Raw genomic sequence first — 14,761 nt, forward strand, 5'->3', positions numbered from 1 at the left:
CCCGCGCGCCCCCGTCCGGCGGGCGCGCCCCCATATGCTGGCCTATGCTGACGGCGACGTCCACCGGGGGAATTCGAGGGGGAGGCGACGATGGCCGATGCGGCCGGTCGAGACGGGGGGAGCGCCGGGGCCCGCACGGGCCCCGCCGGCGGCGCGGCGGCGACCGCGCCGGGCGGGCGGCCCGCGGCGCCGCCGCCGGCGATCCCGCAGCCGATCCCCGGCGAGATCCGGCCCGAGGCGCCCCCGGAGGCGCCCCGGCCGGGCCGGATCCCGCTGATCCGGCTGCTGCTGCCGCTGGTGATGCTGGTCGCGGTGGTCGGCATGGTCGCCGTGCTGGTCCTCTCCGGGGCGGGCCGTAACCCGGTGACCCTGCTCTTCCCGGTGCTCATGGTGGTCTCCACCCTGGGCATGCTCGCCGGCGGCGCCCGCGGCGGCGCCGACCTGGACGCGGCCCGCCGCGACTACCAGCGGCACCTGGTGAGCATCCGCCGGGCGGTGGCCGCCGCGGTGGCCGCGCAGCACGCGCACGCCCGGGCGATCCACCCCGACCCGGGGGACCTGTGGGCGCTGGCCGGCACCGCCCGGCTGTGGGAGCGCGCCCCCGGGTCGACGGCCTTCGGCCAGGCCCGGGTGGGCCTGGGCGTGCAGCGGCCGGCCACCCCCGTGGTGGCCCCGAAAATCGCCGCCCCGGACACCCTGGACCCGGTCGGCGCGGTGGCGCTGCGCCGGATCATCCGGGCCTCCCGGACGGTGCCGGGGCTGCCGGTGGCGGTGCACCTGCCGGACTTCCCGGTGCTCGCCGTCGCCGGCGAACCCGGGGCCGCGCGCGGCCTGGTGCGCGCCGTGGTCGCCCAGCTGGCGACCTTCCACGCCCCCGCGGACCTGGCCATCGCCGCCGCCGGGGCGCCGCCGGAATGGGACTGGCTGAAATGGCTGCCGCACCACGACCCGCACCGCGCCGCCCGGCTGCTCGCCGGGGACGGGCCGGATCGGGGCGGCCCGGGGCTCACCGCGCTCATCGTGGACGGCCCGCTGGGCCAGGACGCCGCCGCGGCCGCCGCCGGGGCACCCGGGCTGGTGGTGCTGCAGGCCGCCGCCGGGGAGGGCCCGCTGTGGGATGCCGCGGTCGCCGGCGGGCTGGCCCTCACCGTCGCCGGGGGCCGGCTGGTGGCGGCCACCGCCGGCGGCGACGAGGACTTCGCCGCCGCCGACTCGCTCGGCCCGGCGGCCGCGGCGGCCCTGGCCCGCGGGCTGTGCGGCCGCGGCGCCCGGCCCGCCGGGGCCGCCGGCGCCACCGGCCGGGATCCGGTGCTCGCCGCCCTCGGCCTGGACCCGCCGCCGGGGCGGATCACCGCCGAACCCCGGTCCGGCGCGGACCGGCTGCGGGTACCGGTCGGGGTGGACCCGGCCGGGGAGCTGGTGCACCTGGACCTCAAGGAGGCCGCCGAGGGCGGGGTCGGCCCGCATGGGCTGTGCATCGGGGCCACCGGATCCGGGAAATCCGAGCTGCTGCGCACCGCGGTGCTCGCCCTGGCGGCCACGCACCCCCCGGAGCAGCTGAACCTGGTGCTGGTGGACTTCAAGGGCGGGGCGACCTTCCTCGGCCTGGAGGCGCTGCCGCACGTCTCCGCGGTGATCACCAACCTCGCCGAGGAGCTGGTGCTGGTGGACCGGATGCGCGAGGCGATCACCGGGGAGATGACCCGGCGCCAGGAGCTGCTGCGCGCCGCCGGCAATTTCCAGGGCGTCGCCGACTACGAGGCCGCCCGCCGCGCCGGGCGCGGGGACCTGGAGCCGCTGCCGGCGCTGCTCATCGTGGTCGACGAGTTCTCCGAGCTGCTCGGCCACCGCCCCGAGTTCGCGGACCTCTTCGTCGCCGTGGGCCGGTTGGGCCGCAGCCTGCACATGCACCTGCTGCTGGCCTCGCAGCGGCTGGAGGAGGGCCGGCTGCGCGGCCTGGACAGCCACCTGTCCTACCGGATCGGGTTGAAGACCTTCTCCGCCGCGGAGTCGCGCACCGTGCTCGGGGTGCCGGATGCGCACCATCTGCCGGCCCGGCCCGGCTCCGGGTTCCTCAAGACCGACGCGGACCCGCCGCGGCGCTTCCGCGCCGCCTACGTCTCCGGGGCCCCGGCGGCGCCGGCGGCCGCCGCCGGGGCGGCCGACCCGGCCCTCCCGCGGGGGCCGCTGGTGCGCGCCTTCACCGCCGAGGCCGACCCCGCCGCGGGGCCGGACGCCGACCCGGGCGCACCGGCCGCCCCGGCCCCGGGCACGCCCGCCCCGCCGGGGCGGCCCAGCGTGCTCTCGGCGACCGTGGCCGCGGTGCGCTACCCGGGCCGGCGGGCGCACCAGGTGTGGTTGCCGCCGCTGCCGGCGGCGATCCCGCTGGCCGCGGTGCCCCCGGGGGAGGGCCCGGCGGAGCCGCTCACCGCCGGGATCGGGGTGATCGACAATCCGCTGCGGCAGCGCCAGGACCCGCTGCGGGTGGACCTGCGCGGCGCCGGGGGCCATGTCGCGGTGGTCGGGGCGCCGCGTTCCGGGAAGACCACCGCGCTGCGCACCCTCGCCCTGGCCCTGGCGGAGACCACCCCGGCGGCGGGGCTGCGCATCCTGGTGGTGGACTACGGCGCCGGCGGGCTGGCGGACCTGGAGCGGCTGCCGCATGTCGCCTCGGTGGCGCACCGCGGCGACGCCGAGCGCCTCGGCCGCACCATCGCCGAGGTCGCCGGGGAGCTCGCCGCCCGGGAGCGGCTGCACCGCGACCGCGGCTTCCACAGCGCCGGGCAGGCCCGCGCCGCCGGGGTGGGCGATGTGCTGCTGCTCGTGGACGGCTACCCGGCGCTGGCGGAGGAGCATCCGGAGCTGGCCGACACCATCGGCCGGATCATCGCCGGCGGCCTGGCGGCGGGGGTGCACGTCGCCCTCGGCGCGCACCGGTGGACCCAGCTGCGCCCGGCGGTGCGGGATCTGCTGGGCACCCGGGTGGAGCTGCGCCAGGCCGAGGCCCTGGACTCCATCCACGACCGCCGGGCCGCCGCGGCGGTGCCGCAGGCCCCGGGCCGGGGCCTGGCCGAGGGCGGGCTGGCGATGCTGCTGGCGGAGACCGCCCCGGCGGACACCGACCGGGTCGCCGCCCGCTGCCGGGACCGCGGCGACGCCGACGTGGCCGCGCTGCAGCTGCTGCCCGCCCGGCTGCCGCTGGCGGAGCTGCCCGCGGCGGTCCCCGGCGGGCCGGTGCCGGTGGGCCTCGACGAGGAGGGCCTGGCCCCGGTGTCCTTCGACCCGGCGGTGGACCGGCACCTGATCATCCTCGGCGCCGCCGGCTCCGGGCGCACCACGGCGCTGCGCACCATCGTCGACGGGCTGCTGCGCACCCGGCCCGGGCTGCGGCTGCTGGTGGTGGACTACCGCCGGGGCCTGCTCGGCGCGGTGCCCGCCGACCGGCTCGCCGGCTACGCGGGCTCGGCGGCGCTGGCCGGGCCGATGGCCGCCGAACTCGCCGAGGCGCTGCGCTCCCGGCTGCCCGGGCCGGACATCACCCCGGAGCGGCTCGCCGCCCGGGACTGGTGGAGCGGCCCGGAGGTGGCGGTCGTCGCCGACGACCTGGACCTGGTCACCGGGTTCGGGGCGAACCCGCTGGCCCCGCTGGCGGAGTTCATCCCGCATGCCGCGGACATCGGGCTGCACCTGGTGCTGGCCCGCCGGATCGGCGGGGCGATCCGGGCGCTGCACGAGCCCGTGCTCGGCGGGGTGCGCGACCAGGCGGCCACCGCCCTGGTGCTCGACGGCACCAGGGAGGACGGGCCGGTCCTCGGCGTCACCCCGGACGCCCGGCCCCCGGGGCGGGGCCGCTGGGTGCGGCACGGCCGGCCCGCCCGGGTGGTGCAGATCGCGGTGCCCGGGACCGGGCCGGGGCCGGGGGCGGCGCCGTGACCGGCGGGGCCGGCGGGCCGGTGCTGCACTGCTGGGGCCCCGAGGCCGGCCCGCCGGAGGGGGACGCCGCCCGGATCGCCGCCTTCCTCGCCGGGCACGGCGCGCCGGAGCTGGTGATCGTGCCCTCCTACTGGGGCGCCCGGCGCCGGGAGCTGCTCGCCCGCCGGTTGCTCGACGCCGGCGCGGATCCGCGGCTGTGCCCCCTGGCGGAGGCGCTCACCGGCCTGGAGCCGCCGCTGTCGCCGCGCAGCGTGCTGGTGGAGGTGGAGCGCGACCGGCTCTGCCTGGTGGAGCTGGACTACCCCGGCCGCGGCGGGGACTGCCGGCTGCTGCACCGCGACGGGGCGGTGGTGGACGTGGTGCTCGACGCGGTGGGCGTGGACGTCAGCCGCCCCGGCGCCGGACCGGCCGAGGCCGACGCCGCCGGGGAATCGGCCCTGGAGTTCATCATCGCCGCCGAACCCGGGCACCGCCTGGTGGAGGATCTGCGCCGCCGCGGGGCGGTGACGTTCACGGTGCCGGTGCCGCTGCTCGCCGAGGGCGCCCGGCGCACCGGGCCGACGCCGCCGCCCGGGGAGGCCCCCGAACCCGCCGGGCCGGGGGTTCCGGGGGAACCCGCGCCGGCGGATCCCGGGGATCCGGGGGCCGTGGCGGAGGCGGATCCCGGGGAGGCCGCCGACCCCGGGGACGAGTTGGGCATCGCCCGGCTGCGCGCCCGGGTGCGGCGCGGGCGGGCGGTCGGTCGGTCGCGCCGGGCGGCCCTGGCGCGGGTGGTGCCGCCGGCGCTCGCCGGGCTGGCCGCGGCGGCGCTCATCGCCGCCGCGGTCGCCCTGGCCCCCGAGGCGACGCCACCGCAGCCGGACGCCCGCGCCCCCGCCGGGACCGCGGCGCCGGCCCGCCCCGCGCCGCCGGCGGCGGAGCCCGCCCCGGTGCGCCTGGCCGGGGCGGGGGTGGCGGTGACGCTGCCCGCCGGCTGGCGGGAGGTCCCCGGGGCGGTGCCCGGGCTGCTCGTCGCCCATGACGGGGGGCCGATGCGGATCCTGCTCACCGCCGGCGGGGTGGCCGCCGATCTCGACCCGGCCGGGCTGGCCGAGGCGCTGCGCGCCCGCGCCGCCGCGGATCCCGCCCTGGGCCGGGTGCGCCTGGACGGGGCGGGCCCGGCGGCGCGGGTGGTCCTCGAGGAGCGCCCCGGTGACGGCACCGTGGTGCTGTGGCGGCACCGTCTCGTCGACGGGGTGCAGCTCAGCGTGGGCTGCCAGTTCCGCGGCGGCACCGTGCCGCAGATCCGGCCCGTCTGCGAGGCCGCGGTGTCCGGGGCGGAGCCGGCCCCCTGAGCGGCGGCCGGTGGTTTTCCCGGCTCACCGGGAACCGGGGCGGCGCCGGCGGCGTCCAAGGGGTGGCGGCCCGAACAGGCGGGCCGCCGTCGACACGGGTCCCCGGGGGGCCCGGGAAGGAAGGGGGGAACGCGTGAGCAACGCACTGTTCACCACCGAATCCAGCACCATGATGACCACGGCCGCCCAGGTCGACGGGGTCAACGCGGAGGTCCAGGGCGAGCTGGGCCGGCTGCGCGGCACCGTGGACGGCCTCGCCGGGTCCTGGCAGGGCCAGGCCAAGCACGCCTTCGACGAGCTGATGCTGCGCTGGGACCAGGCCGCGGTGCGGCTCTCCGGGGCGCTGGGGGACATCTCCGAGACGATCCGGGCCAATTCGCGCTCCTTCGACGCCGGCGAGGACGCCGCGGTGGGGGATCTGCACCGGGTCGCCGCCGGCGGCGCGGGCCTGCTCAACCTGTGAGCGCCCGCCGGCGCCGCAGCACCATCGACCAAGGGGAGGAACAATGACCGACACCATCCGCTACCAGTTCGGCGGGATCGCCGCCGCCGTCGACGACATCCGGGGCACCTCCGGGCGGATCCAGGGGCTGCTGGAGGAGCTCAAGGCCCGGATCCGGCCGATGACCGCCACCTGGCAGGGCGATTCCGCGGCCGCCTACGAGGAGGCCCAGGCGCGCTGGGACGCCGCCGCCGCGGAGCTGAACATGATCCTGGAGGCCATCGCCCGCACCGTGGGCGAGGGCAATGACCGGATGGCCGACATCAACCGGCAGGCCGCGGCCAGCTGGGCCTGAACCGGACGCCGCCCGCCGCGCCCGCCCCCGGCCCCGGGGGTGGGCGCGGCCGCCCGCGTGGCACCCGGCCGGCAGGGGGCGCCACGTGCGGGGACGTGGTTTGGCGGGAAGGGCCGACGGACGGTAAAGTCGTCGACCTGTGTGCGCGCGTCCCGCGCCGCCGGCCGGCTCACCCGGTCGCGGCGCCGGGCGGCATGCCTCCCCGGGTCCCCACCGGCCGCCGGGGCGGGAGGGCGCGCACGCCGGCCGGCAGTCGCTTTCGAGAAGCAAGGAGTCATCTGTGACTACTTTCCACCCCAAGGACGGTGACATCGAGCGCAAGTGGTACGTCATCGACGCCACCGACGTGCGCCTCGGCCGTCTGGCCACCCACGCCGCCAATCTGCTGCGCGGCAAGGGCAAGGCCTACTACGCCCCCAACGTCGACTGCGGTGACCACGTGGTCATCATCAACGCCGACAAGGTGGCCATCTCCTCCAACAAGCGGGACCGCGAGATGCGCTACCGCCACTCGGGCTTCCCGGGTGGTCTGAAGTCCATGACCCTGGGCCGCTCCCTCGAGGTGCACCCGGAGCGGGTCGTCGCCGAGGCGATCGAGGGCATGATGCCGCACACCAAGCTCTCCCGCGCCTCCGTCAAGAAGCTGCACGTCTACGCCGGCGCCGAGCACCCGCACGGCTCCAAGAACCCCGAGAACTACGAGATCAAGGCGGTGGCCCAGTGACGAACCCCGAGAACACCGAGAACCAGGTCGAGGCCGGCGAGGCCACCTTCGACGACGTGCAGGCCGCCGCGGCCTCCGCCACCGAGGGCTTCACCGCCACCATCGGCGACGTGGTCGCCGAGGAGGCCCCCGCCGAGGAGGCCGTGGTCGAGGTGCAGCCCGCCACCCTGGAGAACCCGATCCAGACCGTGGGCCGGCGCAAGCGCGCCGTCGCCCGGGTGATCCTCACCGCCGGCACCGGCAAGATCGAGTGCAACGGCCGCGAGCTGGAGGACTACTTCCCGAACAAGCTGCACCAGCAGGAGATCAAGGATCCGCTGGTGCTGGTGGAGCGGCAGGATCAGTTCGACATCCGCGCCCGGATCCACGGCGGCGGCCCCTCCGGCCAGGCCGGCGCGCTGCGCCTGGCCATCGCCCGCGCCCTCAACGAGTACAACCCGGAGGAGCGCGGCGTGCTGAAGAAGGCCGGGTTCCTCACCCGCGACGCCCGCGCCGTGGAGCGCAAGAAGGCCGGCCTGCACAAGGCCCGCCGCGCCCCGCAGTACTCCAAGCGCTAAACCGCCCGCACCGGCCCGGGCCCGACGCCCCGCATGCCCCGCGCCCCGCGCGGCCGGCGTGCGGGGCGTCGCCGATCCCCGCCCCGGTGCTAGATTCATCTCACCCGACCACCGCCGCCGAGCAGCCCCGGAGCGCGCATGAGCACCACCGCCGCAGCCCAGGACGCCCCCGCCGCCGCGGCCCCCCGGCCGGGCCGGATCCGGCGGGTCCCCGCCATCGACGGGCTGCGCGGCCTGGCGGTGGCCGCGGTGGTCGCCTACCACTTCTTCCGGCCGGTGCTGCCCGGCGGCTACCTGGGCGTGGACGTGTTCTTCGTGCTCTCCGGGTTCCTGATCACCTCCCTGCTGATCCGGGAGCACGCCACCACCGGCCGCATCGACCTGCCCCGGTTCTGGGTGCGCCGGGTGCGCCGGATCCTGCCCGCCGCGGTGCTGGTGCTGGTGGCCGGCACCGCCGCCGCGGGGGCGGTCGGCGGGGATCCGGCGGTGGGCCTGGGCCTGCAGTTCGCCGGCACCCTGGCCTTCGTCAACAACTGGACCCAGATCGCCTCCGCCCAGTCCTACTTCGCCGACCAGGGGGTGCAGGTCTTCGCGCACTACTGGTCGCTGGCGGTGGAGGAGCAGTTCTACATCCTCTGGCCCCCGCTGGTCGCCGGCGGCTACCTCCTGCTGCGCCGCCGTCGCGGCCGGGGGCGGCGCCGGGTGGACCGCCCGGACGGGCGCTTCGGGCGCGCCCCGGTGGCGCTGGCCCTGGCCGGGGCCGCGGCGAGCGCGGCCTGGATGGCCCGGCTGCACCTCCCCGGCGAGGATCCCACCCGGGTGTACTACGGCACCGACACGCACGCCTTCGGGCTGCTCCTCGGGGCCGCCCTGGCCTTCGCGCTGACCACCGGGGCGCCCTCCCCGGTGGCGGACTCCTGGCCGCAGGACCGGGGCCCGCTGCGCGGGCGGGCCGCCGCCGCGGTCGCCGGGGTGGCCGGCCTCGGGGTGCTCGCCGTCTTGTTCGTGCTGCTGGCGGACACCGCGGACATCACCTACCGGGGCGGGCTGGCGGCCGCCTCGGCGGCCACCGCGGCGGTGCTGCTGTCCGTGGTGCGCGGCGCCGGGCCGGTGCCGGCGCTGTTCGGCACCGCGGTGATGCGCTGGCTGGGGGAGCGCTCCTTCAGCCTGTACCTGTGGCACTGGCCGGCGATGGTGCTCATCTCCGCGGTGCTGGCGCGCACCCCCGCCCGGGAGGTGCCCGCCCTGCCGGGGCTGCTCGCCCTGGCGGTGTCGCTGCCGGCGGCGCACTGGTCCTACCGGTGGGTGGAGACCCCGATCCGGCGCCGCGGCTACCGGGCGGTGGCCGCCGAGCTCGCCGCCGCCGCGCCACGGCTGCGCCTGGGGGTGCCGGCGACCGGGGTGGCGCTGGCCGCGGCGGCCGCGGTGGCCATCGCGACCGCCCCGCAGCAGACCCGGTTGGAGGCGGATCTCGCCGCGGCGGCGGCGACGCGGGATCGCGCGGAGGCCGCCGAGGACGCCGCGGTCACCGAGCACCGGGAGCTCCCCGAGGGCGATCGGATCACCGCGATCGGGGATTCGGTGCTGCTGGCCACCGCGGAGGCGCTGCGCGAGGAGTGGCCGGGCATCTACGTCGACGGGGCGGTGTCCCGGCACTGGGATGCGGTGCCGCCGATCCTCGAGGGGATGGAGGCCGCCGGCACCCTGGACCCCTTCGTGGTGCTCGGCTTCGGCACCAACGGCCCGGCCGCCGGGGCGGGCGAGGATCTGCTGGACCGGATCCTGGACTCCCTCGGCGAGGACCGGGTGGTGGTGCTGGTGCTGCCCTACGGGGACCGCTGGTACATGCCGGAGGCGGAGGCGGAGGTGCTCGCCGCGGCCCGGGCCCGGGACAACGTCTACGTCGCGGACTGGTGCCATGCCGCGAAGGCGGACCGCGACCGGCTGCGCGCGGACCTGGTGCACCCCACCCCGCCGGGGGCGGTGGCCTACGTCGCCGCGATCCGCCGGGCCCTGGACCAGTGGGCCGAGGATGACAAGGAGATCCCCGGGGTCTGCGGCACCTGATGCGCCCCCGCCCCGGCACCGGCCGCGGGGTCCGGCGCCGGGGGAGGGGATCAGCCGAGCAGCCGCCCGGCGGCGGCGCCGGGGATGGCCTCCAGCAGCCGCCGGGTGTAGTCCTCCCGGGGATCCTCGAAGAGCTCGTCGGTGGGGCGGTGCTCCACCACCCGGCCGGCCTCCATCACGATCACCTCATCGGCGACCTGGCGCACCACCGCCAGATCGTGGGTGATGAAGAGGTAGGCCAGGTCCAGCTCCTCCTGCAGTTCCGCGAGCAGCTCCAGAACCTGGGCCTGCACGATCACGTCCAGGGCGCTGACCGCCTCATCGCAGACCACCACCTCCGGGTTCAGCGCCAGGGCGCGGGCGATCGCCACCCGCTGCCGCTGCCCGCCGGAGAGCTCCCCGGGGAAGCGCCGGCCCATCGCCCGGGGCAGCGCCACCCGGTCCAGCAGCTCCGCCACCCGGGCCTCCCGTTCGGCCCGGTCCCCGATTTTGTGGATCCGCAGCGGCTCCTCGACCGCGGCGTGCACTGAGCGCATCGGGTCCAGGGTGGCGTAGGGGTTCTGGAAGATCGGCTGGATCCGGCGGCGCAGCGCCAGCTCCGCCCGCCGGTCCCGGCCGTGCACCGGCTCCCCGTCGAAGAGCACCCGCCCCGCGGTGGGCGCCAGCAGGCCCAGGGCCATGTTCGCCACCGTGGACTTGCCGGAGCCGGATTCGCCGACGATGCCGATGGTGCGGCCCTGCCGCAGGGTGAAGCCGACCCCGTCCACGGCGGTGAAGGAGTCCTTCCGCCAGGGCCGGTCCCCGGGCACGGTGAACTCCCGGCGCAGGCCCTCGGCGACGAGCATCTCCCGGCATTCCGCGTCCGGGCGGGTGGGCGTGGTGGCCACCCGGTCGCCGCGGCGGGCCGCCAGCGAGGGCGCCGCCGCGATGAGCCGGCGGGTGTAGGGGTGCCGGGGGTCGGCGAGCACCTCGGCGGCCGGGCCGGCCTCCACCACCCGGCCGCGCTCCATCACCACCAGCCGGTCCGCCCGGTCGGCGGCCAGTCCCAGGTCGTGGGTGATCAGCAGCACCGCGGTGCCGAGCTCCCGGGTGAGGGTGCCCAGGTGGTCCAGGATCCGCTTGGCCACGGTGACGTCCAGGGCGGAGGTCGGCTCATCGGCGATGAGCAGCTTCGGCCGGGCGGCCAGGCCCATCGCGATCAGGGCGCGCTGGCGCATGCCCCCGGAGAACTGGTGCGGGTACTGGTCCTGGCGGCGGGCGGCGTCCTCCAGCCCGGCCTCCTCCAGCAGCTCCGCGGCCCGGGCGTGCGCCGCGGAGCCGGCGGCGATGTTGTTCGCCCGCAGGGACTCCCGGATCTGGGCGCCGACGGTCCACACCGGGTTGAGGTTGGTCATCGGGTCCTGCGGCACCAGGCCGATCCCGGTGCCCCGGATGGACTCGAACTCGCGGTCGCCGTAGCCGGTGACGTCGACCCCGTCGAAGACGATGCGGCCGCCGGTGACCCGGCCGCCGGCGGGCAGCAGGCCCATCGCGGCGTGCACCACGGTGGATTTGCCGGAGCCGGATTCGCCGACGATGGCGACGGTCTCCCCGGCGTGCACGATGAGGTCCACCCCGTGCACCACCTCGGTGCCGCCCTTCCCGCGTTCGGCGGGGAAGGCGATCGCCAGGTCGGTGATCTCCAGCAGCGGGCCGGCCCCGGCGGCGGATGCGGATGCGGCGGTGGCGCTCATCGGCGGCGCTCCTTCGGGTCGAGGGAGTCCTTCAGGGCGTCGCCCATGAGGATGAATCCCAGCACGGTCAGGGCCAGCGCGGCGGCCGGCCAGAAGAGGTTGTGCGGGGCCTGGCGCAGCACCTGCTGGGCCACGGAGATGTCATTGCCCCAGCTGACGGTGGTCGGCGGCAGGCCGATGCCGAGATACGACAGGGTCGCCTCGGCGACGATGTAGATGCCCAGCGAGGTCGTCGCCATGACGATCACCGGGGCCAGGCAGTTCGGCAGCACATGCCGGAACAGCACCCCCGGCCGGGAGAGCCCCAGGGCGCGGGCGGCGAGCACGTACTCCTCGTTCTTCACGGTGAGCACCGCGCCGCGCACCACCCGGGCCATCTGCGGCCAGCCGAAGGCGGCGAGCACCAGGATCACCGAGCCGGTGGAGCGGTCGGTGAACAGCTGCATGAGCACGATCCCGGCGAGGATCAGCGGGATCGCGAAGAACACGTCGGTGAGCCGGGAGAGCACCGCGTCCACCCAGCCGCCGACGAAGCCCGCGGTGGCGCCGATGAGCACCCCGACCGCGGTGACCAGGGCGGTGACCCCGATCCCGGTGACCACCGAGGCCCGCGCCCCGTGGATCACCCGGGCGTAGACGTCGTAGCCCTGCTGGGTGAAGCCCATCGGGTGCCCGGGGCGGGCCGGGGACAGCGAGTCCATCAGGTTCCCGGCGGTGGGGTCGGTGCTGGTGAACAGCCCCGGGGCGGCGGCGACGGCCACCACCAGGGCGATGATCGCCGCGGAGACCCAGAACAGCGGGCGGCGGCGCAGATCCCGCCAGGCGGTGGCCCACATCCCGGCGGGCGGGGCGTCGTCGGGGGCGGCGAGGCCGGCGCGCTGCGCGGCGATCTCGGCGTCGCGGTCGTCGATGGGGGCGACGTAGCGGTCGCGCGAAGGCTCAGGCATAGCGGATCCTGGGGTCGAGGGCGGCGTAGAGCAGGTCGATGAGCAGGTTGGCGGCCATGTACAGGATCACCAGGATGGTGACCACGCTGACCACGGTGGGCGCCTCCCCGATCTGCACGGCGTGGAAGACCAGGCCGCCGATGCCGGGGATGTTGAAGATGCCCTCGGTGACGATCGCGCCGCCCATCAGGGCCGCCAGATCGGCGCCGATGAAGGTCACCACCGGGATGAGGGAGTTGCGCAGGATGTGCCGGCCGGTGACCTCCCGGGAGGGCAGGCCCTTGGCCCGGGCGGTGCGCACGAAGTCGGCGTGCCGGTTGGCGGCCACCTCGGAGCGGGTCAGCCGCAGCACGTAGGCCACCGACACCAGGCCCAGCACGAAGGCCGGCAGCAGCAGCTTCGCCACCGTGGCGTCACCGCCCACGGTGGGCGAGACCACCCCCCAGCGCACCCCGAACAGGTACCGGGCGACGAAGCCCAGCACGAAGGTGGGGGTGGCGATGACCAGCAGGGAGGCCACCAGCACGGTGGAGTCGAACAGGCCGCCCTTGCGCATCCCGGCGGCCACCCCGATGCCGATGCCGAGCACCGTCTCGATGAGGATCGCCATCAGCGCCAGCTTGAAGGTCACGGGGAAGGCCAGGGCGATCTCGTCGGCCACCGAGCGCCCGGAGAAGGTGTCGCCCAGATCCAGGGTGAACACCCCCTTGAGGTACTCCCAGTACTGCACCAGGAAGGGGTCGTCCAGGTGGTACTGGGCGCGCAGCGCCGCCACCTGCTCCGGGGGCAGCGGCTTGTCCCCGGCCAGCGCGGCGATCGGGTCGCCGGGCATGGCGAAGACCATGGCGTAGATGAGCAGGGTGGCGCCGAAGAAGACCGGCACCATCTGCAGCACGCGTCGTCCGATGTACCAGGGCATGGGCGATCAGTCCTTCTCGATGACGCGGTAGTCGGGGTAGGCGTTCCACATGATCTCCACCCCGCGCAGCTCCGGGTTCCACGCCACGGAGGCGTTGGGGTACCACAGCGGGATGGCGGGCAGATCGCGCATCAGGATCGCCTGGGCGTCGCGGTAGGCCGCCGCGGCGGCCCCGGTGTCCGGGGCGGCGGCGGCCCGGTCCAGCAGCGCATCGAACTCCGGGTTGGCGTAGTCGCCGTCATTGGAGGCCCCGCCGGAGCCGTAGAGCGGTTCCAGGAAGTTGTTCACGCTGGGCCAGTCGCCCAGCCAGCCGGAGCGGAAGGCGGTGTCGATGCTGCGGCCGCTGACCTCGTCGCGCAGCTGCTTGAAGGTCGGGTAGGCCCGGCCGTGGGCCTCGATGCCCAGGGTGTCGTGCACCATGTTGGCCACCGCCTCCACCCAGGGCTGGTGCCCGCCGTCGGCGTTGTAGGAGATCTCGAACACGCCGTCCCAGGCGGAGATCGCATCGGCCTCGGCCCACAGCCGCCGCGCCCGCTCCGGGTCATGGCCGAGCACCTCGTTGCCGGGCACGTCGGCGTCCACGTCGCCGAGGGTCAGCGCGGTGAACTCCACCGCCGGGGTGCGGGTGCCGAAGAAGATCTTGTCGGTGATCAGCCCGCGGTCGATGGACAGCGAAATCGCCGCCCGGCGCAGCCGCCCCTCCTCCCCGGCGAAATGCGGCAGCCACTCCGGGATGATGAACGCCTGGGAGGAGGCGGTCGGCCCGTTGTAGGACGACTCCGGGAAATCGGTCTCGAAGCTGGCCATCGCCGTCGGCGGCACCGTGCTGCCGATGGTGTCCAGCCGCCCGGAGAGCAGATCCGCGTAGGCGGTGTCCGGGTCCGAGTAGAAGCGGAACAGGATGCCGTTGTTCCGCGGCTTGTGCTCCCCGGCGAAATCCGGGTTGGCCACCGTGGTCAGCGAGTTGTTGTGCAGCCAGGCGTCGCCCTCGGCGAGCATGTACGGCCCGTTGCCGATCGGGTGCTCCCCGAAGGCCGCCATGTCCTCGAAGGCCACCTGGGGCAGCGGCATGTAGGTGGCGTGGCCCAGCCGCAGCGGGAAGGTCGCCTCCGGCCGGTTCAGCCGGACGATGAACTCCAGATCGTCGACGACCTCCAGGCCGCGCAGCTCGGCGACCTCCGAATCGGCGGGGGAGACCTCGTCGTAGCCCTCGATGAGATCGAAGAAGGACTGCTGGAACTGGGTGTTCGGCCCGTAGGCGCCGTAGTTCCAGGCGTCCACGTAGGAGTGCGCGGTCACCGGTTCGCCGTTGGTGAAGGTCCAGCCGGGCTTGAGCCGGAACCGGAACTCGGTCCCGTCGTCATTGGCCTCGATGGATTCGGCGTGGTCGTTGATGATCGACCCGTCCGGGGCGTAGCGCACCAGCCCGGCGTAGAGGTTCTGCAGGATGTCCCCGCCGCCGGATTCGTTGGTGTTCGTGGTCACCAGGGGGTTCTGCGGTTCGCTGCCGTAGGCGATGATCACCCCGGGCCCGGCGTCCCGCCGCTCGGCGGTGCAGGAGACCAGCGCGGCGGCCGGCAGCAGCACCGCGAGCAGCGCGGCGAGCACCCGGCGGGCGCCGGCGGGGCGGGGGCGGGGCGGCCATGGTCGCGGCGGCCGGGTGCGCCGGGGTTCCGGCATGATGCGGGCTCCTTCGTCTTTTTCAGGGCTGAATCATCGTCACCCAGGGTATAGGCCATCGGGGTGCGCC

Annotated in this window: 11 protein-coding genes; 7 read left to right on the forward strand and 4 right to left on the reverse strand. The window is 76.2% G+C overall.

From position 1 onward, the window contains the following. Positions 1-90 precede the first annotated feature (90 nt). From eccCa to CSPHI_RS12605, 7 genes are all read left to right on the forward strand, one after another. Entirely contained in the window at positions 91-3,933 is a 3,843-nt protein-coding gene (gene eccCa, locus CSPHI_RS01815; protein WP_084210182.1) for a type VII secretion protein EccCa, read from the forward strand. Further along, positions 3,930-5,267, forward strand: a complete 1,338-nt coding sequence (locus CSPHI_RS01820; RefSeq protein WP_075691234.1) for a type VII secretion-associated protein — start codon at positions 3,930-3,932, stop codon at positions 5,265-5,267. Before eccCa ends, CSPHI_RS01820 begins: the two co-directional genes overlap by 4 nt. A 133-nt stretch (positions 5,268-5,400) precedes the next feature. Next, positions 5,401-5,730 (forward strand): WXG100 family type VII secretion target, encoded by a 330-nt coding sequence (locus tag CSPHI_RS01825; RefSeq protein ID WP_075691235.1) that lies wholly within the window; start codon positions 5,401-5,403, stop codon positions 5,728-5,730. 43 nt (positions 5,731-5,773) lie between these two features. Beyond that, complete coding sequence (locus tag CSPHI_RS01830; protein WP_075691236.1) at positions 5,774-6,064, forward strand: WXG100 family type VII secretion target; 291 nt, start codon at positions 5,774-5,776, stop codon at positions 6,062-6,064. Positions 6,065-6,344: 280 nt separating this feature from the next. Beyond that, positions 6,345-6,788, forward strand: a complete 444-nt coding sequence (gene rplM / locus CSPHI_RS01835) for a 50S ribosomal protein L13 (RefSeq protein WP_075691237.1) — start codon at positions 6,345-6,347, stop codon at positions 6,786-6,788. After that, positions 6,785-7,345, forward strand: coding sequence for a 30S ribosomal protein S9 (gene rpsI, locus CSPHI_RS01840; RefSeq protein ID WP_075691238.1), 561 nt, complete (start codon positions 6,785-6,787; stop codon positions 7,343-7,345). The genes rplM and rpsI overlap by 4 nt, the downstream gene beginning before the upstream one ends. 138 nt (positions 7,346-7,483) lie before the next feature. Beyond that, positions 7,484-9,412 (forward strand): acyltransferase family protein, encoded by a 1,929-nt coding sequence (locus tag CSPHI_RS12605; protein ID WP_075691239.1) that lies wholly within the window; start codon positions 7,484-7,486, stop codon positions 9,410-9,412. 50 nt (positions 9,413-9,462) lie between these two features. Here CSPHI_RS12605 and CSPHI_RS01850 read toward each other — a convergent pair whose 3' ends face one another. Genes CSPHI_RS01850 through CSPHI_RS01865 form a run of 4 tightly spaced genes read right to left on the reverse strand, consistent with a single transcriptional unit; the run spans position 9,463 to position 14,691 of the window. Then, positions 9,463-11,145 carry a dipeptide ABC transporter ATP-binding protein gene (locus tag CSPHI_RS01850; protein WP_075691240.1) on the reverse strand — a complete coding sequence of 561 codons (1,683 nt, stop codon included), beginning with the start codon at positions 11,143-11,145 and terminating at the stop codon, positions 9,463-9,465. After that, positions 11,142-12,092: an ABC transporter permease gene (locus CSPHI_RS01855; protein ID WP_084210183.1), complete on the reverse strand. Its 951-nt coding sequence runs from the start codon at positions 12,090-12,092 to the stop codon at positions 11,142-11,144. The genes CSPHI_RS01850 and CSPHI_RS01855 overlap by 4 nt, the downstream gene beginning before the upstream one ends. Then, positions 12,085-13,011: an ABC transporter permease gene (locus CSPHI_RS01860; RefSeq protein WP_075691241.1), complete on the reverse strand. Its 927-nt coding sequence runs from the start codon at positions 13,009-13,011 to the stop codon at positions 12,085-12,087. Before CSPHI_RS01860 ends, CSPHI_RS01855 begins: the two co-directional genes overlap by 8 nt. Positions 13,012-13,017: 6 nt before the next feature. Next, on the reverse strand, positions 13,018-14,691 hold the full coding sequence (locus tag CSPHI_RS01865; protein WP_084210184.1) for a peptide ABC transporter substrate-binding protein: 1,674 nt from the start codon (positions 14,689-14,691) through the stop codon (positions 13,018-13,020). Between the last annotated feature and the right edge of the window lie 70 nt (positions 14,692-14,761).

The sequence above is a fragment of the Corynebacterium sphenisci DSM 44792 genome (assembly GCF_001941505.1).
GTDB lineage: Bacteria > Actinomycetota > Actinomycetes > Mycobacteriales > Mycobacteriaceae > Corynebacterium > Corynebacterium sphenisci.